Below are 24,981 nucleotides of genomic sequence, written 5' to 3'. Positions count from 1 at the left end.
TCACTTTTCCTCCTGAAGATCGAAAGCAACTAATTCGCCATTTTCATCAACAATTTGCTGCATTTTCTTTTCTGCTTTCGTTAATTTATTATGACAAATTTTAGAAAGGTTAGCCCCTTCAGAATAATAGTCTAGTGCAGCTTCTAATGGAATATCGCCTTCCTCCATTTTTTCCACAATCTCCTCTAGTCTTTCTAAAGCTTCTTCAAAGGATAATTCTTTATTTTCTTTTGTCACCAGAGCTTCCCTCCTCTATTTTATTAACAACACAATTAATTTCGCCGTCCAAAACCTTTAGTGTCAAATTTTCTTTAGGTTTCAATTGCTTAACAGATCTTACTATTTGATCGTTATTCGTATAAGCGATCGAATAACCCCTTTCCATTATAACTGTAGGATTAAGAAGGTTAAGTTTTGATAACGAATTTTGGAAATCATTACGCTTTCTGACCATTATTTGTTGTTGATTTTTATCTAATTGTTTTCTTGCCATAATGACTTTCTGGTTTAATTGCTGGATAAACTTATTGGGTGATAATTGTTTAAAACGTTTTTGAACAAACGTATAATTATCATTTTTATATTGATAGTTCTGCGAAATAGAACGAGTTAGATTCTCCATTAAACGATCAAGTTCTTGATTTTTTTGTTCAATTAAATATCTTGGTTTTCTAAAAAAATTTGATTTTTCAAGTGTATTTAAATTAATAGAGAGATTTGTAATTTTAGTTTTCATTATAGAATGTAACAGACGATCATATTGTTTAACTGTCGTTTGTAAATCTAATATGGAGGGAGCTACAATTTCAGCAGCACCAGTTGGTGTTGCTGCTCTAAAATCTGCTACAAAATCTGAAATGGTGAAATCAGTCTCATGACCGACTGCTGAAATTATTGGAACTTCACTTTCAAAAATAGCTCGAGCTACTGCTTCTTCATTAAAAGACCAAAGCTCTTCTATAGAACCACCACCTCTTGCAAGGATAAGAACATCAAAAATTCTCCTATCATTTGCAAAACGTAATGCTTCAATTATAGATTTTTTTGAGTTTTCCCCTTGAACATAGACAGGCAATACTGTAGCTTGAGCTATTGGATATCGCCTTTCCAATGTTGACAATATATCTCTTACAGCAGCACCAGTAGGTGAAGTAATGATACCTATATGCTTTGGATACTTTGGTAACAAGCGCTTTGTCTTCTGGTCAAATAAACCTTCATTTTCTAATTTACCTTTTAGTTGCTCGTAAGCAAGATAAAGTGCCCCTACACCATCAGGTTCCATATCATTTATATATAACTGATATTGCCCTTGGGATTCGAAAAGCCCCACATCACCATGAACAAGTACCTGCATCCCGTTTTCAGGTAAAAACACTAAGTCTTTGTTTTTATTTGCAAACATGACAGCTTGAATACGAGCAGATTCATCTTTTAAAGTAAAATACATATGGCCTCTACTATGATGTTTAAAATTAGAAATTTCACCTTTAAGCCATACATCTGTTAAATGTTTATCTGCTTCTATCTTTCTTTTCATGTACTTAGTTAATGCAGAGACAGTCAAATATCTATCATTCATAGAAATCACACTCTTTTGTAGTTTAATCGAAATAATAAAATAGTAGCCATTCCCTTTATTTCATGAGAATGGCTTATGTACGAAAATACATGTAACTATTTTATTTCCTATAATAGATTATTAGCTTTTTTTGCGGATTTTATTGTATTGTGTAAAAGCATGGTAATCGTCATAGGACCTACACCTTTTGGAACTGGAGTTATATAAGATGCTATTTCTTTTGCAGAGTCAAATTCTACGTCTCCTGTTAAAGTTCCTTCACTAGTACGATTAACACCTACGTCAATTACAATTGCACCTTCTTTTATATCTTCCCCTGTTATAAAATGTTCTCTACCAACTGCGACAATAAGAATATCCGCGTTTTTTATATAGCTTCTCATGTCTTTCGTTCTAGAATGACAATAGGTAACTGTTGCATTCTCATTCAATAATAACTGGCCTACAGGCTTTCCAACAATATTACTGCGACCGATTATTACAGCGTGTTTTCCTTCAATTTCAATAGATTTAGATTGTAAAATTTTAATAATTCCATAAGGAGTACAAGGGTAAAAAGTATCTTTACCTGTCATCATTCTTCCAATATTTACAGGATGAAAACCATCTACGTCTTTTTCTGGACTTATGGCTTCAATTATTGCTTGTTCATAAATATGATCTGGAAGTGGTAATTGAACAAGGATACCATTAACAGAAGATTTATTATTTAATTGATCAATTAATTCTAGTAACTCTTCTTGTGTAGTTTTTTCTGGTAAAGTAATGAGTTCTGAATCAACTCCAACATAATCTGAAGCCTTTTGTTTTCCTTTAACATAGGACATAGAAGCAGGATCTTCTCCAATTAAAATAACAACAAGTCCTGGCACAATATTTTTTTCCTTTAACGCAGTTACTTCTTCTTTCATTTCATCTCGCATTTTTTGAGCTAATTCACTTCCATAGATAATTTCAGCAGACATTTTAATTCTCCCTTACTTAATCATTTTTGATAACACACCATTGATAAATTTCCCTGATTTCTCATCACCAAATACGTGTGAAAGTTCTATTGCTTCATTAATAATTACACTTTCAGGAGCGTCTTTATAGTAAAATAGTTCGTATGTAGAGATTCTTAGAAGTGTTCTTTCAACAGAAGCAATTCTATTTAGAGACCAATTCTCTAAATGAGTTGAAATTCTTTCATCAATTGCCTCTTTGTTGTCAATAACACCATTTACTAATGTTAATAAGAATTCATCAGGTTTAATATCTTCTAAAAGTTGGTTTAGTCCTTCTTCAATATCCACCTCATGAATATCCAATTGAAATAATAATTGAAAAGCTTTTTCTCTTGCATCATGTCGTTTCATTTAATTTATCTCCTTATTCTAAATGGCGGTACAACCCGTATCATTTCTTTCTTAAATAGATACTATACCATTTATCTTTCTTTATAGACAGTTTTCTACATAAAATCATAACATGAACCATTTATCTTTGCTATCAATTATTATTTCATTTAAAAAACAATACCTTTTGAATATTCTAATGTTCAAAAAAGAAAATAAGCCCATATTAATTACGTTTATATGGGCTTATTTTTATGTTAAGAACTAGAGTTTTCTGTGTCTATTTTCGGTTCAAGATGCATCCCGACTACATGGACATTTATTTCTTTAATACTAATGGCTGTCATGTTTATAATGGCCTGTCTTATATTGGATTGTATTTTTTTTGCAACAGTAGGAATCGTACTACCATAATCCACTACAATAAACACGTCAATAATAACGGCATCTTCCACAAGTTCCACTTTAATTCCTTTTCCGTGTGTCTTTTTACCAAGTCGCTCTGCTACTCCTGTGGCAAAGTTCCCTCTCATACTCGAGACACCTGATACTTCTGTGGTTGCAATTCCAGCAATAACTTCTAGAACTTCTGGTGCTATTTCTACTTTTCCTAAAGAAGAATCGTTTCCTACATTTAACAGAGAAAGATCACTCATTTTACTACCTCCTTATTTAAATTGAAAACAGTAAATTGCAAAATAATTACCTATTATTTTTCATATTTAAATGATTTGAAAAACAATCGTTTGCCCTTATTCTTGTATAATCTCATGTTTCTCCAGGAATCTTGTATTAAAATCACCAGATACAAACACGTCATGCTTCATAATTGCACGATGGAACCCAATTGTTGTATAAACGCCTTCAATGACAAACTCATCTAATGCACGTTTCATTCGTCCAATTGCTTCTTCACGATTAGCACCATAAGTAATTAATTTAGCTATCATGGAATCATAATAAGGTGGTATCTTATACCCAGGATACGCAGCAGAATCTATACGAACACCCAGTCCTCCAGGAGCTAAATACATGGTTATCTCTCCAGCAGAAGGCATGAAATCTTTTTGCGGATTTTCTGCATTAATCCTACACTCTATTGCCCATCCTTCAAACTTAACATCTTCTTGGCTAATATTTAAAGTCTCACCACTTGCTACTCTAATTTGCTCTTTTATTAAATCAACACCTGTTACCATCTCAGTAACTGGGTGTTCAACTTGAATTCTAGTGTTCATTTCCATAAAATAAAAGTTTTTTGACTGATTATCATAAATGAATTCAATGGTACCCGCTCCTGAATAATTCACTGCTTCTGCAGCTTTAACAGCAGCATCTCCCATTTCAGTTCTGGTTTTCTCTGAAATTGCAGGAGAAGGTGTTTCTTCGATTAGCTTTTGTAATCTTCGCTGAACTGTGCAGTCTCGTTCACCTAAATGTATTGTATGACCATGTTTATCTGCTAATACTTGTATTTCAACATGTCTAAAATCTTCAATGTACTTTTCAATGTATACACCTGGGTTTCCAAAAGCTTGCGCCGCTTCTTGTTGTGTCATTCGTACGCCTTTACGCAGCTCTTCTTCGTCCCTTGCAACACGAATTCCTTTACCTCCGCCACCTGCTGTAGCTTTTATAATGACTGGATAACCGATATCATTTGCAATAGAAATACCATCTTCTTCATTTTCAATTATTCCATTTGAACCTGGAACAATAGGGACACCGGCAGCCTCCATGGTTTTTCTTGCAACATCTTTTGTACCCATTTTCTGAATAGCATAAGCACTTGGTCCAACAAAAATCACATTGCAAGCATCACAGATTTCTGCAAAATCTGCATTTTCTGCTAAAAATCCATAGCCTGGGTGAATAGCATCTGATTCAGTTAATGTAGCTAAACTCATAATATTAGTAATGTTTAAATAACTATCCTTACTTAGTTTTGGTCCTATGCAATAGGCTTCGTCTGCTAGTTGTACATGCAATGCATCGTGATCTGCTTCAGAATAAACGGCGACTGTTTCAATACCCATTTCCTTACAAGCTCGAATTATTCTGACAGCTATTTCTCCACGGTTTGCAATTAAGAGTTTCTTAATCACAGTTTCATCCCCTTATACTTTCTTTACTCGAAATAATGGTTGACCATATTCAACTAATTCGCCATTTTCAGCTAATACTTCTGTGATCTCTCCATTTATTTCTGCTTCTATCTCATTAAATAGTTTCATTGCTTCCACAATACAAACGATAGTGGATTCAGAAACTTTATCCCCTTGATTTACATAAGCAGGTTTATCTGGTGAAGGAGAGCTGTAAAAAGTTCCGACCATTGGCGATACGATCTCATAATCATATGTAGGACTATTGGTGGTTGTATCAACCTGCTCTTGCGCTTCTTCGTTGTTTATTTCTGCCGTTTGATTGCTGTTGGTTTTGACTATTTCCTGATTTGGATGAGCAGGTGCACTCTCTTTAGGTGTATAGTGTACTTCGGTATTCTTTTTTAATGTTACCTTATCTCCATTGGATTCATAGCTAAATTCATCAATAGACGATTGATCTATCTTTTCTATTAATTCATTAATTTCTTTAATACTTAACAAATTTACCACTCCTTTTATAAGTACAATTAATAACAGGTACTAATAGTATCTTCTAACATTTTACGAAATGCTACCCAAAACTGCAACTATTGATTAGCAAATGTAAAGATTTATCTTCATATTCAAAAAAAGATACTCTAAAATAATTATAGTTCTTTCTTAAACAATAGCATATTGTTAGAACATTTAAAAATATTATTAAATTCCATTTAAAATATTAAAAACGAATACGCTGTAGTAATTAGCGTATTCGTTATCCAAAATATATGATTAACTTGGTTGGTATGTGACCTCTACATTTATTGGTCCAAATTCACTTTTAGTTTCCTGAATGATCTTATTTGCGTCTGTTTTAGAAAGTGAATCCGCCTTTACAGTAACAACAATAGTTTCATCCTCAACATTTCTAACAAGAACTTCATCAAATCCTTGTGATGCTCTAATAGCTTCTTCTAAGATAACTTCTTTAGCTTCCACTGCCTCTATTTCTTTCATTGCCTCATATGCACTTGATTTTTCTTCTGAAGTAGTATCTGAGGAAGCAACAATTTCTTCTAATCTTTCTTTTTCCATACTTCTTTGATTGGTAACTTCTAATCTTACAGCTGTGAAATATTGATCCGTATTTGTAGCTGAAATTAGCTCGTTTTCAGCGTCTGTTTCTGTTATCCCCTCAGCGGTAGTTTCATTAGTATTTGTCAGTGGCTGGGTCATATTATCATCTTCTAAGTACGTAAAATCCCCTTCTTTAGGTGCATACATATAATAGACACTTAAAACTACCATTAGACTTAACATGGTTAATAACCAAACTGTTTGTTTTTTTAACAATTTTATTCCTCCTAATTACTTTTTTTGCAATACTGAAACACGGTGAGAGGGAACATCTAGCACTTTAGAAACTGCATCGATTACCCATTTTTTTACTTCTAAGTGATCTACACCTTTTGCAATAATCAATGCTCCTCTTAATGTTGGTTTCTGAGTTTGAATCGAAATAGGAACTTCTTGATCGCCTTGTCTAATGATTACGACAGATTGATCCTTCGTCTCATCTTCAATTTTTCGTTTTCCACCATTTTGATCTGTCTCCTCCGTAACTTGTTTTCCTATCACTAAATTTTTCTCGAATATGTGTTTATTTGTTGCATCGAAATTTAACATTACTTCTACTTCAGAAACACCGTCGATTTTATTTAACAAACTACCCAGTTCCTCTTCATAGCTAGACTCAAGCCTCTGCATTTCATCTGTTTGCGATTTGCTAGACTCTTGATTCCATGCCAAATCACTTGAGATTTCATCTCCTTGGTTGGGTAGACTTGGCATGATTTTGCTAGATTCTTCCTGAGTAGAGAACATATTACTTAGTCCTAAAATAGCTATTCCAAGGATAGCAATAAAACTTATTTTCATTAGCTTAGAATTTTTTTCATTTTTCGAAAATAGGTTGGAAAATGACCGCCACATATCTTTAAAAATTTGATACACTTTCATCCTCCTTCCACCTAAGTTCCAAAATCTCTTTCTCAATTTCCCACTGCGAAGCTAGATATTCTTTAATTTCCTCAGCATGTTTTGGCTCTTTTTCTCTCTTATCTAAATTGCTATTATTTATATTGATATCTACTTCTGGAATATCATTTATCGTTTCATTTTGGTAACTTATCAATATAATCGTAATTTTTTCTATGCTCTCTTCTGATAGTGGAGCATCCTTTTTTGTTTCTATGTTCATATCCTCAATCTGCAGCATATATTCATCTTTCAACCCCTCCTCTACACTTTCATTCATATGGACAACCATCTCTTTTAAAACATATGCATGGTGTGCCTTTTCTATTTCACTTTTCTTGTTCTCAATCTGAATTAATGAAGATTCTTTATTAATTTCAAACATTATTTCATCAATAGAGGAAGTTACAGCTGTTGATACATCAATATCAAATACTTTAAATAGCGGGGTTAAAAATATCACAATTAATATAATACCCAGAACAAATTGTACATACTTTTTCATTTTGGAATTAGGTAAAAGTAAATCAATTAAAATAGCTAAGATGATAAACATAACAATGTCTAATATCCAATTTGAAAGATATTGCATCCATATCTACTCCTTAGCGAATCATTAGAGTAATATTGCTAGTTAGCACAATAATAGTAATCGTTATGAAAAACATAAACGATATTAATAGCAGTGCAACGAATAAATAAAGAATATGTTTTCCGATAATGTCCAAACTTGCTATTACGGGACCATCACCGATTGGTTGGAGTAAAACTGCTGCCAATTTATAAATAAGCCCTATAGCCAATATCTTTAGGGCAGGAAATAATACAATAATTAAAAGCATTACTAAACCAGCAATCCCTAATCCATTTTTGATTAAAATAGAAGCGCTAATTACAGTCTCTGTTGCTTCAGTAAACATTTTTCCAATTACAGGGACAAAATTACCTGTCACAAATTTAGCCGTTTTCATTGCAACACCATCTTGGATGGCACTAGCCGTTCCTTGAACGGACATGATTCCGATAAAGACAGAGAAAAATATTCCTATAAGAGTGAAGCTTATATTTTTTAACAAATCTGCTAATTTAGAAGCATTATATTGTGGATGTAATGTGCTCACCAGGTTTAATATTGCAGATAAAAAAAATAATGGAATCACAACTTTACTTACAAGAAAAATACTCATATTGATTAAAAATATAACAAGTGGATGAAAGAATGATTGACTAACTACATTCCCTAAGCTTGCTAGCATGCCAAGTAATAAAGGTAGTAATGCTATCATGAAATTTTGAATAAGCTGCATTGTGTCATCCACATAATTTGCAGTTAATTGAAAGCTATTTAAAGCAAAACCAAAAAGAAAGATATAGATAATGAAATAGGCAACTTTACTCACTGTTTGTTGTTCAAATGCTCCTTGAACAATCTGTAAAAGTTGTGAAAAGAGTGTTAGTAATATAAGGATGCCAAGAATCTTACTGTTATTGATAAGCTCATAAAAGAAATATTTAACTATGCTAAAGAAAAACTCTTCAATTGACCATGAATTGTTTCCTTTTACGATTTCACTGAAATTTTTATTTCTTAGATCTGGTAGCATTGTTTCGTATTGCTGATTGATCTTCTCCCAAAATTTTTCTACTTCACTGCTTTGTAAGGTGGAATCATAAATTTGATTGGAAATCTCTTGTTTCTCTGATGCTAATAGTGGGTTCATTAACAGTTGACCAAAGAATATTAAAATTAAGAATAAGATTACTTTTAGAGATGGTATTCTCATTTCATTGAGCCTCTCTTTTTTATATTGAAAAAAAATTTATGATTGTTTCAATTAACGTTTTAAAAATAGGTATTGCAAGCAATAAAATTAGAATCTTTCCTAGTATTTCTACTTTTGCTGCTATAGACTCAAGACCAGCATCCCTAACAATAGTTGCACCAATTTCAGCAATATATGCTATACCGATAACTTTAATAATGACTGTTAAATAACTATCATTAACCCCTGCTTTCTCTCCTAGATATTGAATCAGAAGAATAATTTCTTTTATATAGCTCATAAATATAGATAACAAATAAATGACGGTAACGATAACCAATAAAAAGGCTATCGTTGGTTGTTGATCCTTTAATAGTAATACTAAAATACTTGCTATTATCGCTAAGCCTACTATTTCTAACATATTCATCCGTCATCCTCGAAATAAAAAAACTGATTTTATCTGTTGAAATAGCTCAGCTATACTGTTAACAACAAAGACCAAGACAATAATAAATCCAATTAATGTCGCAAACTGGGCATATTCTTCTTTTCCCATCTGCTTTAGAATCGTGTGTAACATTGCTACGATAATGCCAATACCTGCTATTTGAAATAATATAGAAGTATCGATAAACATCTTAACTCTCCTCTCTATAACAAGAGCAATAACAGAAAGACACCGAATAAAAAACCTAAGCTTTTAAACATTTTTGCGTAGCGGTTTCTCTGATCTAACGCTTCTTCTAATTGTCTTTCCAAATGACTGAGACACAATTTTATATGTTTTTCTTGTTGCATAACATCATGCTTTCCGAGACTTCTTCCAAATTGAAGTAATATTTCTTTGTCATTATTAATAAGAGAGAAAGAATCCCATAATTTTTCTAGGTTATCTTTCCACACTTTGTATAAACTCTCTGTTGGATGTTCTAGATCTTGTCCTACATTATAAAAAAATAAAGAAAGCGGCTGAGAAATTTGCTTCGATATAGCAAAACAAGTTAAAGGGATAGATGAATGACTATATATAATTTCAGCATGCATTATTTGTAAAGCATTCTTTAATATTCTGATTTGTCTAGGTCGTTCTTCCATCTTTCTAGAATATTCTATTCCCATATAAGAAGTAGCTGTTATTAAAATAATAGCGCCGATAAATTTCATTGTAATAGCACCCCAACCTCTGTACTATCTTGGTACAAATATATTTAATTACGTTGATTGATGATTGATATTTTTGAAGGCATGATAGATTTCCCGTCTTCTTGTAAGATATCTGATATTCCTGAGGATTCGGTTCGATTATTCATGATGATATATCGTTCAAAAACCTTATGATCAATTAAGCTTTTAACATTTGGTCGTTTCCTTATATCTGACAAATCTTTTCCGTGGACTGTGCAAAATATTTTGACACCTGCATGTGTAGCTTCTTCTATCGCTATAGCGTCTTTTTCACTTCCAATTTCGTCTACAAATATGACTTCTGGAGACATCGATCTTATTAGAATCATCATTCCTTCCGCTTTTGGACAAGCATCTATAAAATCAAATCTATCTCCAAGAGAGTGCTGAGCAATTCCATTATGACTACCACAAATTTCAGATCTCTCGTCTACGATGCCTACTTTACTTGCTCTAGTAATACTGTTATCGGAACCAATTTCTCTAGCAAAATCTCTTAATAATGTTGTTTTACCTGTTTGAGGAACTCCTACTATCATCGTATTTAAAAAACTCTCATTATATACATAAGATAAAAATGGTTTTGCTATTCCTAGTTTTGCTCTTGCTATTCTTATGTTGAAGGAAGAAATGTGTTTAATCGTTTTAATTTTATTTTCTTCTAAAACTGTGGTACCAGTTATTCCAATACGATGCCCACCACTTATTGTAATAAAGCCTTGTTTCAACTCATTTTCCAAACGATAAAGCGAATGCTGGCTAATTTGATTTAGTAAGTATTCCGCATCATACTTATTGAAGTTTAATCCATCCAGCCATTTGTATTTGTATCCTATATTTATTTCAATTGGAAAATTAACTCTTAATCTAATTTCTTGAATATTTTTTCGCAATTCTAAAGGAAGGTCCATTAATTTTTTTTGTATTCTTTCTGGAAACATATAGAGAAGTTTGTCCACAATATGACCTCTTTTCTTGCAAGACTGTCTATTATTTTATACTTATGCTATTAAAGAAAAGTTATTCATAAATATGAGAGGAAGGTAGAGGATTTAATGCGAAAAATATTATTATAATAAAAAAAAAGCTAAGTAGAATGATAGATTCTACTTAGCTTTTCACTTCATTATTATTATGCTCTTGAGACATACTTACCGTCAGTTGTATTAATGATCAATACATCTCCAACATTAACAAAGAAAGGCACTTGAACTGTTAAACCTGTTTCTAACGTTGCTGGTTTTGTTCCACCACTAGCAGTGTCACCCTTAATACCCGGCTCTGTTTCAGTTACTTCTAATTCCACGTTTTTAGGTAATTCTACACCAATCGTTTCACTCTGATAGGTCATAATATGAACTTCCATATTTTCTTTAAGGAATTTCAATTCGTACTGAATTTGATTTCCTTGTATTTCTGTTTGGTCATAAGTTGCGGTGTCCATAAAAGTATGTGCATCTCCAGTAGAAAAAAGATATTGCATTTTACGATTTTCAATATGAGCACGATTTACTTTTTCTCCACCACGGAAGGTTTTCTCTTGAATATTGCCATTTCTCAAATTTCTTAATTTGGAGCGGACAAATGCAGCCCCTTTTCCTGGTTTGACATGCTGAAATTCTATAACCTGCCAAATATCGTTATCTACTTCAATTGTTAATCCAGTTTTAAAATCGTTTACTGAAATCATGTTATTCCTCCTAATACAATTCTATATTAAATTGGTAATTCAATTAGTTCTTTTGATGATTTTGTAAGTATATTACACCCATTTTCAGTAATAACGATATCATCCTCTATGCGACAGCCTCCAACTCCCGGCACGTAAATACCCGGCTCGACCGTAACCACCATTCCTGGTTCCAAAATAGTTTCTGAACGATAGGATAATCCAGGCATCTCATGAACTTCTAAACCAAGACCATGGCCCGTTGAGTGTCCAAAATAATCTCCATACCCTTTTGATTTAATATGGTCTCTTGTCAGGGCATCTGCTTCTTTTGCAGTTATGCCGGCTTTAATATCTGTTACCCCTTTTAATTGAGCATCTAATACGGTTTGATAAATTTCTTTTAATTCATCATTAATTTTACCTACTGCAACCGTACGTGTGATATCGGAACAGTATCCTTTATATAAAGCTCCAAAATCTAAAGTAACTAATTCACCGTTTTGGATTTCCTTTTCAGAAGCAACACCGTGGGGAAGAGCAGATCTATACCCAGATGCCACGATAATATCGAAACTAGAAGAGTCCGCTCCTTTTGAGCGCATAAAAAACTCTAATTCGTTTGCAATTTCTATTTCTCTAACACCAGGACGAATTTTCGTTAAAATATACGAGAATGCTTCGTCTGCTATAGTAGCAGCCTCTTGTAATATAGTAATCTCCTCTGCTGTTTTTAGCAAGCGAATTTTTTCTGTGTATCCCTCTTTGGGAATAAATGAACAAGATAGTTCACTTTCATATTTTTCAAATTCACTATATGTAAGATCATTTTTCTCAAATGCAAGTTTCATTATTTTTAATTCTTCTACGACTTCTCTTACTTTTTCATGAATAGGGCCTCTATGCTCAACGATATCAAAATTTCTAACTTGTTCATTTGCTTGTTCCATATATCTAAAGTCTGTTATAAATACAGCATCTTTTTGTGTCACTAAAACAACACCAGCTGTGCCTGTAAAGTTTGTAACATACCTTCTGTTAATCTCGTTGGTAATAAGTAATCCATCTATTCCATCTTTTTTCAATAGTTTTCTTAGCTTTTCTAGAATAGTTTCCATTCTCAACTACCTTTCTTGAATTTTACTTGCAAAATACTCTGCAGCCAGTTCATATCCTTTTGTTCCTAAACCAACTATTTGTCCTTCGCAAACCGCGGCAAGTAATGAGTGATGTCTAAAAGATTCGCGTGCATGGACATTAGAGATATGCACTTCGACCACTGGAACATCAATAGAACTTATTGCATCTCTTAGAGCAATACTTGTATGAGTATAGGCGCCAGGATTAAAGATAATACCCATATAATTGTCATCTGCTTGATGAATTTTGTCTATTAATTCTCCTTCATGATTGGATTGAAATGAATCAATATTGACATTGTATGCTTTAAGTATATTTTGTAATTTAGCCTCTACATTTTCTAAGGTTTCACTTCCATATATCCCAGGCTCTCGCTTTCCCAAACGATTTAAATTTGGACCATTTAATAACAAAATTGAGTTCAAGATGACCACTCCAGTAGCAATTAAATTAAATACCTCTTATATTACACAGCAGTAATTTCGCTTTTTCCATTTTTAAGTGTAACATAATTTAACTTTCCCAACACCATATATGAGTATTAAACGATAGTAAAATCTAATTTGATTGTTCTTGATGTATGGCGTAATCATAATTAATCGAATAGCCTATAAAAAGTCCATATAGAAGAAATAAACAAATTGTACTTACGATCGTATCACTCGATAAACTACTCCAATGAATAAGGGTTGGAAATAAGTAAGAAAAAGACGAAAAGATAACAGCCCAAAGGATGCAACCAAATACCAATGGTACCAACACACCTATGAATTTTTTTAATAGAAAAAAATAAAACAAACCAACTAACGAGGATAGAAGAGAAATAATTAATATAGAGAGAATTTCCCCCTTCCATTTTTCAATCCACGCATAGTCATACCAAAGTCTCAAAATAAATGTGGAGGGAGATACAGAAGTGAAATGAAATAAATGTCCAAAATAACTTATTGAAGACCAAAAAAGACCACCAAAAAAACCTGTTACTAGGGAACGAAGTGCTGGATTATAATTCGATTTATTTTTTTTATTGCTCATTTTTAAATCACCTCTTTCATTAGCTTTTCCTATTTTAAATCGTTTATTCGAAAGCTAATTTACAGAAATGATTAAAGCCTAGTGAGATAGCTATTAATACGTTACAATAAAGAGGCTATGAATAGATAGTAAGTTCTAAAATCTATTTTTAAAGAGAAATTATTAATTTTGTCAAAAAAAACAACTTTTTCTCGTATATTATGTTATAGAAGAAGGGTATAACTAAATAATAGTCTTTAAATAAAAGGAAGTATGAAAGGAGATTGCATTATGCGAAATCAAACATGGTGGGTATATTTATTATTTGGCTTGGCTTTTCTAGGGTTGGTTGTATCTTTGGTAAATGATACAGTCGGATTGCTAATAAACATACTAATCAGTGTTGCAATTGGTGGATTGATTTTTGGTGCTATTTACTTTTTCTTTATAAAGCCAAAATCCTCAAATGATTTGAAAAAATACCGAAAAGCAGTAAAGCAATCTAAACAAAAAAATAAGAATTCTATTAACAAAAAGACCGTCTCCAAAAAGCCAATCATGATATCGTCAAATAACAAAAAGAAAAAGAGACCTACCCATTTAAAGGTTATCGAAGGAAATAAAGAAAAAAATAGAAATAGAGCAAGTTTTTGAGGGTTTTGATTCTTCAATCGTTTGAATCAATAGATAGTAGAATTACTTATGTATACGGAGAGTTAATTCCTTTATGGCCAGTTATTTAAAAAAGATTTAGTGTTTTTATAGCCACTTTGAATCAGTGAATTTTTTTCTTGATCTGTAATTTTAAAATCTCGTGACTCAATATTTTTAACTGGAAGAACAAGAATATTTTTATCTGTATCTTCTGTTATAAATCTCTGATCATGCGCTTGTTTCATAGTATTGAATATAGCGCTTGCCATCTCTATAGCATTTTGTATTTTTTCTGGACGATGCTTATCCTTTTCTTTTAGCTGCAGGCCTATAGTTGGTCTCTGATACATGCCTTTGCGATTTTGAAAGACCCAGTAAGGAAAATTGCTTAATATTGCTCCATCTACAATGATAGGTATTGTAGATTTTTTTTTGCCAAATAATGTGGCCGGTTGAAAGAAGAATGGAATGGTTACACTCATTCGTATTGCTCTTGCAACAGAAAAAGTTGAAGAATCAATGTTATAGAATTCATCTAAATCATCAGGGAAAACAACCAAACGTTTATTCGTTAGATCTGCAGCAATAATTTTCAAACTGTGTTCGGGTAAATCAGAAAATGTACAGACTCCTTTTTCGAGTAATATACGAAATAACCATTTTTCTAGCATATCCCCTTTGAAAATCCCTAATTTGTAATATAATGATAGCCATTTTAAGGAAGGAATAAACGTCGTTATTTTAGCCTGATCTGTAAATTCACTAATATTTTGTTCTAGGATTAGATTTTTCATTTCTTGAGAATTGTACCCACTTGCAATCAGGGCGGCTACAATTGCCCCTGCAGAGGTACCCGCAACTCTAATTAATTCGTGATTTTTTTCTTCTAAAGCAGACAAAGCACCAATATAAGTAAATGCTTTTACACCACCACCAGAGAACACACCATCTATTTTCATACTATTCACCCTATCTTTTAGATTGAAATAGCTCTTACTAAAATGTACGGCGATTATTTAAATAGGATGACAAAAATTTATTCGGATTTTTCACGGAGAATAGAAAGTTGTTCCACTCGTTTTGGATTTTCTTCAAAATATTGTACTACATCCCCTATTCGGTCAATAGAGTTCCAGCTTAAATGGTGTTCGATTCCTTCTACATCTGTGTATATATTTTCGTCATCAACACCTATAATTTTCAAAAATTGTTCCAGTAGTTCATGTCTATATACTAACCTTTGTCCAATTTTTTTACCTTTAGCAGTTAAAATAAGTCCTTGATATTTTTCGTAATTCAAATAATTATCTTTGTCCAATTTCTGTACCATTTTTGTTACAGAGGAAGGTTGTACTTGAAGAGCTTCTGCTATTGCAGATACTCTGGCATACCCTTTTGTTTCCATTAATATATATATTTGTTCAATGTAATCTTCCATAGTAGGTGTTGGCATAAGAATGCTCCCTTTCATCTTATTCTCTCTATACTTTAACATAATCGTGCATCTTTCATTAATTTATAATTACAATTTTTTTGTTTTTATCACATAAAAGAAAGACGACTGTATTTTACAGCCGTCAATCATTTTTATACTTATAATCCACATTTTAACTGTGCATTACAATTTGTACAAGTATTACAACCACCAATATCTTCTACTGTTCCTTTTCGGCATACTGGGCATGTATTCCCTACTTCTGAACCTATCATTACACTTGTTTTACCTAATTCTTGTACGGTATCCATAAGCACAACATGCGGTTTATTGCCCTCATTTGAGTCTTCTTCATCAAAGCTATTTTCTTCTGCTTTTAAGGTTAATACCTGGCTATCTCTACTACCATCTACGTAGACGGTACCACCTTTTGCTCCACCTTTATACAATCTGCGATAAACATTTTCTACTTGCTCTACAGAATAACCTTTCGGAGCATTAACTGTTTTTGAAATAGAGCTATCTACCCATTTCTGAATAACGCACTGTGTATCAGCATGAGCTTCTGGAGAAAGTTCCATAGCTGCAATGAACCATTTTGGTAAATTATTAGCATCTTGATCTGGATTAGCATCTAGATATTCCTGAACGATATCAGCTTTTACTTCAATAAACTTCCCTAAACGTCCACTTCTGTAATAAGAGAATGAGAAGTATGGCTCTAATCCTGTAGAAACACCAACCATTGTACCCGTACTTCCAGTAGGAGCTACTGTTAGAAGATGTGAATTACGTATACCATATTTCAGTACGCCTTCTCGAATATCTTCAGGCATCTTCTTCATGTAGCCAGTTTCCACAAAACTTCTTCGTAAGTTCATGGTTTCTTCTTCAGTATCACCAATCAAAAATGGAAAGCTTCCTTTTTCTTTAGCTAATTCAACAGACGCACGATATGCTGTTGTAGCAATGGTTTCAAAAATTTTGTCAACTAGTATATTACCTTCTTTTGAACCATATACAGTTTCACAATAGATAAGTAAATCATGTAATCCCATTACACCTAGGCCAACTCTTCGTTCCCCTAGTGCTTGTTTTTTGTTAGCTTCCAAAAAGTATGGAGTAGCATCAATCACGTTATCTTGCATACGAACCCCATTTGTTACGGTTTCTTTTAATTTTTCAAAGTCCACTTCTTTTGTATCTTTTATAGCGAAAGAAGCAAGATTTACTGCAGCAAGATTACAAACTGAATATGGAGCTAACGGTTGTTCCCCACATGGGTTAGTTGCTACTACCTGCTGACCGTAGGCCTTTGCATTTGTCATATCATTAGCATTATCGATAAAGAAAATTCCTGGTTCAGCAGAGTAAGTGGCACAAATATTAATTAAGTTCCATAACTCATTGGCTTCAATCTCGCGATAAGTTCTTACATCGAACCCTTTATCTTCCCACGCACGAACGTCACCATATTCGTGCCATTTTTCATTATAAACCTTCATTTCTTCTTTTGTGTAATTTTCAACATCTGGAAAACGTAAAGCATAACTTGTATTATTTTCTACAGCTTCCATAAATTCTTTTGTAATACAAACTGAAATGTTTGCACCAGTTAAAAATTCAGAATTATGAACGGTATAAGTACCACCAGTTCTTAATTTCTCTTCCGCCTCTAAAATTGCTTGATTCGTGAATCCGCCTTGGCCTGGAATATTTTTATAATTAATTATTCCTTGATATAAATCAATCTCTGTTTCGGTTAGAGGTGTGAAATTAAGTTTTTCTTTTGCTAACTGTTTAATATGCTTGTCCGAAGTACTTTCAATCAAAAATCTTAGTATTTTAGGATTTTGCATTTTAGAGATGATGAATTCAACAATGTCGGGGTGCCAATCCGCCAACATAATCATTTGAGCACCGCGACGAGAACCACCCTGTTCAACTAGATGTGTCAATTTAGCAATATCATCTAACCATGAAACTGAACCAGAGGATTTTCCGTTAACACCTTTAGCCAAAGTATTTCTTGGACGAAGGGTAGAACCATTTGTTCCAACTCCCCCACCTCTACTCATTATTTCCATTACTTGTTTACGGTGATCTGATATTCCTTCTCGGGAATCTTGGATATAAGGCATAACATAACAATTAAAATAGGTTACATCAGTATCCGCACCAGCTCCGTATAAGACTCTACCTGCTGGAATGAAATTAAGATTAGATAATTCTTTATAAAATGTGTTGAACCATTTTTCTTTATCAATAGGATTGACTTCAACACCTGCTAATCCTTTGGCATTTCTTAATGCAATTTGTTCATAATATATTTCAAGAGGCTTGTCTATAACATCTAAAGATCTTTTGATAACACCTGTTTCAATCTCTTCTTCGTTATCTAATACCGAAACAAATTCTTTATCCACTTCAATTTCCGCTTCTTTAGTATGCCAATTGATAGAACTAATAAAGCCTAAACCGCGCGCGGGGAATTTAGGATCCGCTTTTACCGTTAAGACAACAAAATCGCCTTCTGACAATGTGGATTTTTCTGTATCTTTAAAAGCATAACGATCCAACATTACTAGACGAGATACCCCTTTATGGCTAGTGTTCATATCATCAGTTATTGCATGTACCTGAGGAAAATGTTTGATATCTTCATTTAACTTTTCGACATTTACTTCCCCTATTACATCAGTTGCAGTGCTCATCTTTCGCATCTCTCCTCTAAAATGAAAATTTATCATTTAATTTCTCTTCTTAATGTACCACATTAGAAAACAAAAAAACAAGATATAGTATTATTTTTCAAAAAATAATACTATATCTTGTTCTGAGGACGAAAAACATGAATTTTGTCAAATTTAAAAAAGTCCTCTTTACTGAAGTTTTTAACTATATAAATTAATTAGTCTTGAGCTTTATTTCAAAAAAAAAAACACTGAAAATATATAAAAATTATATTACTATCTGTCAGATAGATTATAAAGCAATAGTAATAATAAACATTTTATTTATTACCTGCTTTAGTATAGAGCAAAAAAGCTTAGTCGTAAATATTTTTTAATCAAAATTATTTATTCTTTGAACAAAAATGGTATAATTCAGTGTAGGTATTTTAATTAGCTTTATAAACTATTGGGGGAACGACGTATGCTAGAATTATATGTATTACTAGGAGTACTGCTTGCATTTATACTTTATGCTGTATTCCGTTATTGGAAACAAAAGAAAATATTAAAAACGTTAACGCAAGAAGAATTTAAAAATGGATATAGAAAAGCTCAACTTATCGATGTACGAGAACCAAAAGAATTTGATGCTGGTCACATCCTTGGCGCAAGAAATATCCCATTATCACAAATGCGTCAAAGATTAACAGAACTAAGACAAGATCAACCAGTATATTTATATTGTCAAAATGGATCCCGCTCCATGCGAGCAGCACTTCTATTAGATAAAAAGGGATATAAAAAACTCTATCACCTGCAAGGTGGATTTAAGAAATGGTCTGGAAAAATTAAAAAAACTAAAAAAATTGAATATTAATTCAAGATTATCATCAAATACAATGATTTCTTATATAATTGCTGTAAATGGACCACCATTCATATTTCTATGAATGGTGGTTTTTTAGTATAAAAGAAACAATATTCCAAACACTATATAAAAATCGGCCTAAAGGATTGATTATCATGGATGTATCTATAAAGTGGGATGAGGAATTTTTTATTTGTTTAGAACAAAATTTAAAACAAAATATAAATCTAGCCTCGTGGGATGAATTTAATATGGCTTATGAAACAGTTAAATCAAAACAGATTAGAGATTTTGATGAATTAATGACACTCGACTACCTTCCCCACGTAAAATTCTTACCCCATCAGATTCATTCTGCAAAAAAAGTTCTCACAATGATGAACGGAAGAGCACTGCTTGCAGATGAAGTTGGTTTAGGTAAAACCATAGAAGCAGGTTTAATACTAAAAGAATACATGCTCAGGGGAAATATAAAAAAAGCACTCATTTTAGTACCTGCCTCCCTAATTAATCAATGGGTGAACGAGCTTAATCAAAAATTTTATATTCCAGCAGTAGCTAGCAGAAAGAAAATGGATTGGGAAATGCAAGAGATTGTAGTAACCTCACTTGAAACGGCAAAAAGAGAAACAAATCAGAAAATAATATTAGAACAAAAATATGATTTAGTCATAGTAGATGAGGCACATAAGCTTCGAAATAAAAAAACAAAAAATTTTAATTTTGTACAAGCACTACAAAAAAAATATTGCTTGCTCTTAACTGCAACACCTATGCACAACCAAATAGAAGATATATTTAATCTAATTAATCTACTAAAGCCTGGATATCTAGGGGATTATAACTCTTTCTCACAGCGTTTTGCTGATGGAGAATCTTCTAAGCACTACGTCAGGCAACTAATTGAAAATGTTATGATCAGAAACCGTCGCACGGATACCGAGATGAATCCATCAAAAAGACATATTGAAACAATTTGGGTTAATCCCAGTAATGAAGAAAAAGAATATTATCAACTTTTAGAATCCAAATTACCTTCAAATTCTCCATTTGGTAATATCATTTATAAACGAGAATTCTGTTCTTCTATTGAAGCCTGTTACGTCTCCTTGCAAAAATTATTAGCAAAAGAAGAAGATCTATCCAAAAAAGAAGTTATTTCAAAGCTGATCGAAGATATAACGAAAATACCCAAATTCACCAAGGCTAAAAAATTGGCCGAGTTATTATCAAATAAAAAAGAAAAATTTATTATTTTTACAGAATACCATGCCACACAACAAGCTTTGTTAGCACTATTAATTCAAAACGGAATTAAAGCAGTACCATTTAGAGGTGGTTTTAAGAAAAGTAAGAAAGATTACATGAAACATCTTTTTGAACATTATGCAGATGTATTAGTTGCTACTGAAGCTGCTGGTGAAGGAATTAATTTGCAGTTTTGTAACCATCTTATCAACTATGACCTTCCTTGGAACCCAATGAAATTAGAACAAAGAATCGGTAGAATTCATCGTTTTGGTCAAGATAAAGATGTATATATTTATAACTTTGCTCTAAAAGAAACCTTGGAAGAAGATATTGTCCATTTACTATACAAAAAGCTCCACCTATTCGAAAACGTTATAGGTGGATTAGATAAGATCTTGGAACAATTGAATATGAAGGATTTAGAGCATATGTTAAACCATATCTACTCGACGTCAAAAACAACTGGTGAAGCAAAAATTAAAATTGAAAATATTTCGACTATACTTGATTCATTCACTCAAGAAAGGATGCCTCATTCTAATGCCAATTAATAATTTGAAAAAATTCTTAATCGACTACTTTATCATTAATCAGTGTACGATAATAGAAAATGAAAAAAATAAAATTACAGTTAAATTAACACAGGATTTAGACGAAAAATTGATGAATCGTCCTTTTTATTGGCATTATATGAAAAAGCTAAATAAAATTGGAGAACCAAAGAAATTAACCATTAATTTAGGATCAGAGCAAAATCCTCAGGCAGATGGTGAATGGATTCATTTTGGAAGTCCTAGGCTCCATCAAATATTTAATCATATTGAAGAACAAGGAAAATACGTACGCTTTTTCGAAAAAATAAAAAGTTCAAATCAAACACCGTTAAATCCATGGCTTGTTCTTAATTTAAAAATTAATTATTTAGGTGAAAATAATAAAGAAGAGATTGTCTCTCTTGGTTTACAATTAATTAATGGTGCAATCTATAGTAATTTCATGGAAAAGATTAAACAATACTCATTCGATAAAAATTGTCATGACTATTGTTATCCTATCACTCCACTAATTAAACAAGAGAGTGCGGTAAACCGTGTTTATAAATTCATCCATCACTATCTAAAAAATCAAGAGCTAGAGTGGGCAAGAAAATCAAACGATCGATTACAAAAAGAAATGGAATTACTGGAGTATTTTTTTAATGAGGCATCTTCTTCTAACCTCTCGACAATAGATCAAGAGAAAAAATTACTAAAGGATCGTTTAGAGCCTAAAATAAAAATTGATATTATCAATGGTGGTTATTTCTATGTAACAAATACGACAAATAAAAATATTCTTGCAAACGCATAAAAAATGGTCTTATCGTTGAGATAAAGACCAAAAATAATTATATATTAACATTCGCTCGTTTTTATAATGCTATGTTAAAAACGAGCGTTATTTTGAAGATTGTTTTCTTTTCGATAAAAAGATACGAATAGCAAAGGGCAAAATACCAAACCATTTATTAGACATTCCATTACTCTTATTTTTTTTTCGTGTTCTTTTTGACTTTGGGGTGTTAAGATGAGTAACTACTTTTTGCGTCACATACTTCAAGTATTCTTCGCCGGACATATTATCACTCCTTTATGAAGTAGTATGTCCATTTTATCCTTTTATATGTGTTATAATCTCTGAAGCTAGCTCATCAGGTTCTTTATTATCTGTTTTTAAAATTAGAGTGGCTACACTTTTATAAATGGGTTTTCTAGATTCTAATAATTTCTGTTTATCTCTATCTTTATTTAACCAAATCGGTCGATTTGTGTCATTTGATAATCGCTTGGTTATTGTTTCCCAAGACGCATCTAAAAAAATAACGCATAATTGTTCTTTTAAAAATTTTTGATTTTCTTGCCTTTCTACTATTCCCCCACCTGTGGAAATAATCGCATCTGTGCTTGGTAGATCTTTCAGTACAGCAGTTTCTAAGTCTCTGAAAACCGCCTCGCCATCTTCTGCAAATATTTCAGTTATCTTTTTGTTCGTTTTTTCTTCTATAATTTGATCAGTATCAAAAAGTGGTAGATTCAATTGTTTTTCTACTTCTTCTGCCACACTACTTTTACCACTACCCATAAATCCTACCAAATAAATACTATCCATCTTCACACCTCACAAAAATTATTTAAAATTAAAAAAGGAAATCCTCCATTGTTGTCGAATAATTAGTATTGTACCATCTTAGATAAAGGAGGTGAATCATTTTTGAACCCCGCTAGTGTATTTTCTACAAAACTATTAACTGCAGCTATAAAAAGAAATGCTACCGATATTCATTTGTGCCCTGAAATAATGAATACTTCTATCTATTTCCGCATCAATGGGCAGCGCTCATTTTATTGTTCCATAACAAATAATCATTATGATATATATTTAACGCACTTCAAATTCAATGCCGGAATGGATATTGGTGAATCTAGAAAACCACAAAATGGTAGTTTAACAATTAACCTAAAAGAAGAAAATTACTCACTTCGATTATCCACACTACCACTTAAGGAAATGGAAAGCTTAGCAATTCGAATATTACCTCAAAACAATTTACAGGACATTAAACACTTATTTTTATTTCCTCAGCAGCTGACCACCATAAGAAGCTGGATAACCCATCGATCAGGGATTATACTTTTTACTGGCCCAACTGGTAGTGGTAAAACCACCACCCTTTATGCTCTTCTCCAATCTTTGTTAATAGATCAATCCTTTCAAGCTATAACATTAGAAGATCCTATTGAAAAATCATTAAATAATATTTTACAGGTGCAAGTAAATGAAAAAAGCGGATTATCCTATAATGCAGGATTAAAAGCAGCATTGCGACATGACCCAGATATATTAATGGTTGGGGAAATTAGAGACCGTGAGACTGCTAAATTTGCCTTTCATGCTTCTTACACAGGTCATTTAGTGCTTTCTACGCTTCATGCTAACAACGCTCTTGGAACTATTCATCGCTTATTAGAAATGGGGATACAACGAATAGATTTAATTCAAACCCTAATTGCTGTTGCGTCCATTCAATTAGTTCCAATTGAAACCCCCAATGGAAAAAGACGAGCAGCTATTCTAGAATTATTAGATACAAACCTCTTAATTGATGCAATTGAAAATCCCCATCCTTCCTCAATAGGTAAGATGATTACATTCTCCCACTTAAGAAAGAAGGCATTTGCATATGGATTTACGAATTCCACTATTTTCAATGAAGAAAAAACAGAAATTAACTATTGACCTACAATACCAGATTTTAAATCGTTTATTACATTTATTAGAAAGAGATTATCCATTACTTGATGCACTAGAAATAATGAAATGGGAAGTATCCTGGAAGAAAATATTGAATCTAGTTGAATCAAACTTACAAAACGGAAAATCATTTTCTACTACATTAGACAATGTTGGGTTTGAAACAAATGTCGTATCTTTTATGGCAATTTGTTTAAAGCAGGGAAATATACAACAAGGATTAAGGCATTGTACATTAATGCTCAAGCAGCAACGTGATTTCTTATCACAATTAAATCGAGTCCTTAGGTATCCTCTTTTGTTATTTACCATTTTTATTATTCTATTGTTTTTCTTAAAACACTCTATTTACCCTTCATTTCATTCCTTATTTAGCACCGTTCAAGAAAGTACAAGTATATTGATCTATACGACCATTCTTATAGACACCTTGTATTACACATTGATTAGTTTCATTATATTATTAATTTGCGTACTATTCATTTTTAAACAGAAGACTTTTCCTCTATCGGTTGATTTAAAATTAAATCTATTTAAAAAAGTTCCTATTTTAAATTATTATACAAAAAATAGAGTAACTTTCTTATTATCAATGCATATGAGCACACTCCTAGACTCAGGCATTTCCTTAAAGGATAGTCTAATGATTCTATCAAAAGAGACAAAAAATGAATTTTTATCCTTCTATTCGGAATTTTTTATTAAACATTTAGAAAGAGGACAAATAATTAACTCAGTTTTACCTCAATGTGATTATCTCTATGAAGATTTACAATCCATATTCCAAAAAAATGCAAATTATGATCAGTTATCGAAGGATCTATCAGTTTATGCCAATTTTTTATTAGATGAGTCTGAATATAAAACGAAAAAAATCATTTTGATTATTCAGCCCACCTTTTTTTGTATTTTAGCAATCTTTATAATTGCTATTTATACTTCATTAATGCTTCCAATGTTTGATTTAATTACGACAATATAAGAAACGAG

The 24,981-nt window shown here is 32.2% G+C and carries 30 protein-coding genes; 6 read left to right on the top strand and 24 right to left on the bottom strand.

The genetic code is table 11. The features are described from left to right. From xseB to DFR57_RS13220, 19 genes are all read right to left on the bottom strand, one after another. Positions 1-237, bottom strand: a complete 237-nt coding sequence (xseB, locus tag DFR57_RS13310) for an exodeoxyribonuclease VII small subunit (RefSeq protein ID WP_114353697.1) — start codon at positions 235-237, stop codon at positions 1-3. Further along, positions 221-1,582 (bottom strand): exodeoxyribonuclease VII large subunit, encoded by a 1,362-nt coding sequence (gene xseA, locus DFR57_RS13305; protein ID WP_114353696.1) that lies wholly within the window; start codon positions 1,580-1,582, stop codon positions 221-223. The genes xseB and xseA overlap by 17 nt, the downstream gene beginning before the upstream one ends. A 107-nt stretch (positions 1,583-1,689) precedes the next feature. Continuing rightward, entirely contained in the window at positions 1,690-2,547 is an 858-nt protein-coding gene (folD, locus tag DFR57_RS13300) for a bifunctional methylenetetrahydrofolate dehydrogenase/methenyltetrahydrofolate cyclohydrolase FolD (protein ID WP_114353695.1), read from the bottom strand. 12 nt (positions 2,548-2,559) lie between these two features. Beyond that, positions 2,560-2,940 (bottom strand): transcription antitermination factor NusB, encoded by a 381-nt coding sequence (nusB, locus tag DFR57_RS13295; RefSeq protein ID WP_114353694.1) that lies wholly within the window; start codon positions 2,938-2,940, stop codon positions 2,560-2,562. A 236-nt stretch (positions 2,941-3,176) separates the two neighbouring features. Then, entirely contained in the window at positions 3,177-3,575 is a 399-nt protein-coding gene (locus tag DFR57_RS13290) for an Asp23/Gls24 family envelope stress response protein (RefSeq protein WP_114353693.1), read from the bottom strand. Positions 3,576-3,671: 96 nt separating this feature from the next. Further along, positions 3,672-5,024: an acetyl-CoA carboxylase biotin carboxylase subunit gene (gene accC, locus DFR57_RS13285; RefSeq protein WP_114353692.1), complete on the bottom strand. Its 1,353-nt coding sequence runs from the start codon at positions 5,022-5,024 to the stop codon at positions 3,672-3,674. Positions 5,025-5,036: 12 nt separating this feature from the next. Then, positions 5,037-5,528: an acetyl-CoA carboxylase biotin carboxyl carrier protein gene (gene accB, locus DFR57_RS13280; RefSeq protein ID WP_114353691.1), complete on the bottom strand. Its 492-nt coding sequence runs from the start codon at positions 5,526-5,528 to the stop codon at positions 5,037-5,039. Between the two features lie 270 nt (positions 5,529-5,798). Then, positions 5,799-6,359 (bottom strand): SpoIIIAH-like family protein, encoded by a 561-nt coding sequence (locus DFR57_RS13275; RefSeq protein WP_114353690.1) that lies wholly within the window; start codon positions 6,357-6,359, stop codon positions 5,799-5,801. Positions 6,360-6,374: 15 nt separating this feature from the next. Further along, the gene (gene spoIIIAG / locus DFR57_RS13270; protein WP_245937469.1) at positions 6,375-7,019 is read right to left on the bottom strand and encodes a stage III sporulation protein AG; all 645 of its coding nucleotides are present in this window, start codon (positions 7,017-7,019) and stop codon (positions 6,375-6,377) included. Next, positions 7,003-7,635, bottom strand: coding sequence for a stage III sporulation protein AF (gene spoIIIAF / locus DFR57_RS13265; protein ID WP_114353689.1), 633 nt, complete (start codon positions 7,633-7,635; stop codon positions 7,003-7,005). Before spoIIIAF ends, spoIIIAG begins: the two co-directional genes overlap by 17 nt. Positions 7,636-7,648: 13 nt before the next feature. Further along, positions 7,649-8,827, bottom strand: a complete 1,179-nt coding sequence (spoIIIAE, locus tag DFR57_RS13260; RefSeq protein WP_114353688.1) for a stage III sporulation protein AE — start codon at positions 8,825-8,827, stop codon at positions 7,649-7,651. A 19-nt stretch (positions 8,828-8,846) separates the two neighbouring features. After that, complete coding sequence (spoIIIAD, locus tag DFR57_RS13255) at positions 8,847-9,236, bottom strand: stage III sporulation protein AD (protein WP_114353687.1); 390 nt, start codon at positions 9,234-9,236, stop codon at positions 8,847-8,849. 3 nt (positions 9,237-9,239) lie between these two features. After that, positions 9,240-9,446, bottom strand: coding sequence for a stage III sporulation protein AC (gene spoIIIAC, locus DFR57_RS13250; protein WP_114353686.1), 207 nt, complete (start codon positions 9,444-9,446; stop codon positions 9,240-9,242). A 14-nt stretch (positions 9,447-9,460) separates the two neighbouring features. Then, complete coding sequence (gene spoIIIAB / locus DFR57_RS13245) at positions 9,461-9,973, bottom strand: stage III sporulation protein SpoIIIAB (RefSeq protein ID WP_114353685.1); 513 nt, start codon at positions 9,971-9,973, stop codon at positions 9,461-9,463. 44 nt (positions 9,974-10,017) lie between these two features. Continuing rightward, positions 10,018-10,953, bottom strand: a complete 936-nt coding sequence (spoIIIAA, locus tag DFR57_RS13240; RefSeq protein WP_114353684.1) for a stage III sporulation protein AA — start codon at positions 10,951-10,953, stop codon at positions 10,018-10,020. Between the two features lie 173 nt (positions 10,954-11,126). Continuing rightward, positions 11,127-11,684 (bottom strand): elongation factor P, encoded by a 558-nt coding sequence (efp, locus tag DFR57_RS13235; RefSeq protein ID WP_114353683.1) that lies wholly within the window; start codon positions 11,682-11,684, stop codon positions 11,127-11,129. Positions 11,685-11,710: 26 nt separating this feature from the next. Continuing rightward, positions 11,711-12,781, bottom strand: a complete 1,071-nt coding sequence (locus DFR57_RS13230) for a M24 family metallopeptidase (protein ID WP_114353682.1) — start codon at positions 12,779-12,781, stop codon at positions 11,711-11,713. A gap of 6 nt (positions 12,782-12,787) precedes the next feature. Further along, on the bottom strand, positions 12,788-13,228 hold the full coding sequence (gene aroQ, locus DFR57_RS13225) for a type II 3-dehydroquinate dehydratase (RefSeq protein ID WP_114353681.1): 441 nt from the start codon (positions 13,226-13,228) through the stop codon (positions 12,788-12,790). Between the two features lie 133 nt (positions 13,229-13,361). Then, a complete protein-coding gene (locus tag DFR57_RS13220) occupies positions 13,362-13,838 on the bottom strand; it encodes a YqhR family membrane protein (RefSeq protein WP_114353680.1) in 477 nt (158 codons plus the stop codon). 270 nt (positions 13,839-14,108) lie between these two features. Here DFR57_RS13220 and DFR57_RS13215 point away from each other — a divergent pair, with 270 nt between their 5' ends. Next, entirely contained in the window at positions 14,109-14,471 is a 363-nt protein-coding gene (locus DFR57_RS13215; protein WP_245937468.1) for an SA1362 family protein, read from the top strand. A 71-nt stretch (positions 14,472-14,542) separates the two neighbouring features. On the opposite strand, the gene DFR57_RS13210 is transcribed toward DFR57_RS13215, so the two are convergent. The 3 genes from DFR57_RS13210 to DFR57_RS13200 all read right to left on the bottom strand — a co-directional run bounded on the left by DFR57_RS13210 (position 14,543) and on the right by DFR57_RS13200 (position 18,620). Further along, complete coding sequence (locus DFR57_RS13210; RefSeq protein WP_114353678.1) at positions 14,543-15,430, bottom strand: patatin-like phospholipase family protein; 888 nt, start codon at positions 15,428-15,430, stop codon at positions 14,543-14,545. A gap of 77 nt (positions 15,431-15,507) precedes the next feature. After that, entirely contained in the window at positions 15,508-15,924 is a 417-nt protein-coding gene (gene mntR / locus DFR57_RS13205) for a transcriptional regulator MntR (RefSeq protein WP_114353677.1), read from the bottom strand. Between the two features lie 140 nt (positions 15,925-16,064). After that, complete coding sequence (locus DFR57_RS13200) at positions 16,065-18,620, bottom strand: vitamin B12-dependent ribonucleotide reductase (RefSeq protein ID WP_114353676.1); 2,556 nt, start codon at positions 18,618-18,620, stop codon at positions 16,065-16,067. 442 nt (positions 18,621-19,062) lie between these two features. On the opposite strand from DFR57_RS13200, the gene DFR57_RS13195 reads away from it, so the two are divergent. From DFR57_RS13195 to DFR57_RS13185, 3 genes are all read left to right on the top strand, one after another. After that, positions 19,063-19,458, top strand: coding sequence for a rhodanese-like domain-containing protein (locus tag DFR57_RS13195; protein ID WP_114353675.1), 396 nt, complete (start codon positions 19,063-19,065; stop codon positions 19,456-19,458). Between the two features lie 146 nt (positions 19,459-19,604). Continuing rightward, positions 19,605-21,251 carry a DEAD/DEAH box helicase gene (locus DFR57_RS13190; protein ID WP_114353674.1) on the top strand — a complete coding sequence of 549 codons (1,647 nt, stop codon included), beginning with the start codon at positions 19,605-19,607 and terminating at the stop codon, positions 21,249-21,251. Beyond that, positions 21,241-22,050, top strand: a complete 810-nt coding sequence (locus DFR57_RS13185) for a YqhG family protein (RefSeq protein ID WP_114353673.1) — start codon at positions 21,241-21,243, stop codon at positions 22,048-22,050. The genes DFR57_RS13190 and DFR57_RS13185 overlap by 11 nt, the downstream gene beginning before the upstream one ends. A gap of 87 nt (positions 22,051-22,137) precedes the next feature. On the opposite strand, the gene DFR57_RS13180 is transcribed toward DFR57_RS13185, so the two are convergent. Together DFR57_RS13180 and DFR57_RS13175 are read right to left on the bottom strand one after the other, a co-directional pair. After that, positions 22,138-22,317 (bottom strand): YqzE family protein, encoded by a 180-nt coding sequence (locus DFR57_RS13180; protein ID WP_114353672.1) that lies wholly within the window; start codon positions 22,315-22,317, stop codon positions 22,138-22,140. A 33-nt stretch (positions 22,318-22,350) separates the two neighbouring features. Beyond that, positions 22,351-22,848 carry a shikimate kinase gene (locus tag DFR57_RS13175; RefSeq protein ID WP_114353671.1) on the bottom strand — a complete coding sequence of 166 codons (498 nt, stop codon included), beginning with the start codon at positions 22,846-22,848 and terminating at the stop codon, positions 22,351-22,353. Between the two features lie 102 nt (positions 22,849-22,950). On the opposite strand from DFR57_RS13175, the gene comGA reads away from it, so the two are divergent. Then, positions 22,951-23,976: a competence type IV pilus ATPase ComGA gene (comGA, locus tag DFR57_RS13170; protein ID WP_114353670.1), complete on the top strand. Its 1,026-nt coding sequence runs from the start codon at positions 22,951-22,953 to the stop codon at positions 23,974-23,976. Continuing rightward, a complete protein-coding gene (locus DFR57_RS13165) occupies positions 23,921-24,973 on the top strand; it encodes a type II secretion system F family protein (RefSeq protein ID WP_114353669.1) in 1,053 nt (350 codons plus the stop codon). Before comGA ends, DFR57_RS13165 begins: the two co-directional genes overlap by 56 nt. Positions 24,974-24,981: the final 8 nt, after the last annotated feature.

This window comes from Saliterribacillus persicus (assembly GCF_003337485.1).
Classification (GTDB): Bacteria; Bacillota; Bacilli; order Bacillales; family Amphibacillaceae; genus Saliterribacillus; species Saliterribacillus persicus.
The sequence above is the reverse complement of the archived record's forward strand: the minus strand, read 5'-3'. Positions and strand labels throughout refer to the sequence as shown.

Excerpts from the sequence above, each read along its gene's own strand:
- xseA (WP_114353696.1), bottom strand. The coding sequence starts at position 1,582 with ATGAATGATAGATATTTGACTGTCTCTGCATTAACTAAGTACATGAAA.
- DFR57_RS13185 (WP_114353673.1), top strand. The coding sequence starts at position 21,241 with ATGCCAATTAATAATTTGAAAAAATTCTTAATCGACTACTTTATCATT.
- DFR57_RS13195 (WP_114353675.1), top strand. The coding sequence starts at position 19,063 with ATGCTAGAATTATATGTATTACTAGGAGTACTGCTTGCATTTATACTT.
- DFR57_RS13180 (WP_114353672.1), bottom strand. The coding sequence starts at position 22,317 with ATGTCCGGCGAAGAATACTTGAAGTATGTGACGCAAAAAGTAGTTACT.
- spoIIIAD (WP_114353687.1), bottom strand. The coding sequence starts at position 9,236 with ATGAATATGTTAGAAATAGTAGGCTTAGCGATAATAGCAAGTATTTTA.
- DFR57_RS13220 (WP_114353680.1), bottom strand. The coding sequence starts at position 13,838 with ATGAGCAATAAAAAAAATAAATCGAATTATAATCCAGCACTTCGTTCC.
- nusB (WP_114353694.1), bottom strand. The coding sequence starts at position 2,940 with ATGAAACGACATGATGCAAGAGAAAAAGCTTTTCAATTATTATTTCAA.
- efp (WP_114353683.1), bottom strand. The coding sequence starts at position 11,684 with ATGATTTCAGTAAACGATTTTAAAACTGGATTAACAATTGAAGTAGAT.
- spoIIIAC (WP_114353686.1), bottom strand. The coding sequence starts at position 9,446 with ATGTTTATCGATACTTCTATATTATTTCAAATAGCAGGTATTGGCATT.
- folD (WP_114353695.1), bottom strand. The coding sequence starts at position 2,547 with ATGTCTGCTGAAATTATCTATGGAAGTGAATTAGCTCAAAAAATGCGA.
- DFR57_RS13290 (WP_114353693.1), bottom strand. The coding sequence starts at position 3,575 with ATGAGTGATCTTTCTCTGTTAAATGTAGGAAACGATTCTTCTTTAGGA.
- DFR57_RS13190 (WP_114353674.1), top strand. The coding sequence starts at position 19,605 with ATGGATGTATCTATAAAGTGGGATGAGGAATTTTTTATTTGTTTAGAA.
- DFR57_RS13200 (WP_114353676.1), bottom strand. The coding sequence starts at position 18,620 with ATGAGCACTGCAACTGATGTAATAGGGGAAGTAAATGTCGAAAAGTTA.
- spoIIIAF (WP_114353689.1), bottom strand. The coding sequence starts at position 7,635 with ATGCAATATCTTTCAAATTGGATATTAGACATTGTTATGTTTATCATC.
- DFR57_RS13165 (WP_114353669.1), top strand. The coding sequence starts at position 23,921 with ATGGATTTACGAATTCCACTATTTTCAATGAAGAAAAAACAGAAATTA.
- mntR (WP_114353677.1), bottom strand. The coding sequence starts at position 15,924 with ATGCCAACACCTACTATGGAAGATTACATTGAACAAATATATATATTA.
- spoIIIAB (WP_114353685.1), bottom strand. The coding sequence starts at position 9,973 with ATGAAATTTATCGGCGCTATTATTTTAATAACAGCTACTTCTTATATG.
- DFR57_RS13175 (WP_114353671.1), bottom strand. The coding sequence starts at position 22,848 with ATGGATAGTATTTATTTGGTAGGATTTATGGGTAGTGGTAAAAGTAGT.
- spoIIIAE (WP_114353688.1), bottom strand. The coding sequence starts at position 8,827 with ATGAGAATACCATCTCTAAAAGTAATCTTATTCTTAATTTTAATATTC.
- DFR57_RS13215 (WP_245937468.1), top strand. The coding sequence starts at position 14,109 with ATGCGAAATCAAACATGGTGGGTATATTTATTATTTGGCTTGGCTTTT.
- DFR57_RS13230 (WP_114353682.1), bottom strand. The coding sequence starts at position 12,781 with ATGGAAACTATTCTAGAAAAGCTAAGAAAACTATTGAAAAAAGATGGA.
- DFR57_RS13210 (WP_114353678.1), bottom strand. The coding sequence starts at position 15,430 with ATGAAAATAGATGGTGTGTTCTCTGGTGGTGGTGTAAAAGCATTTACT.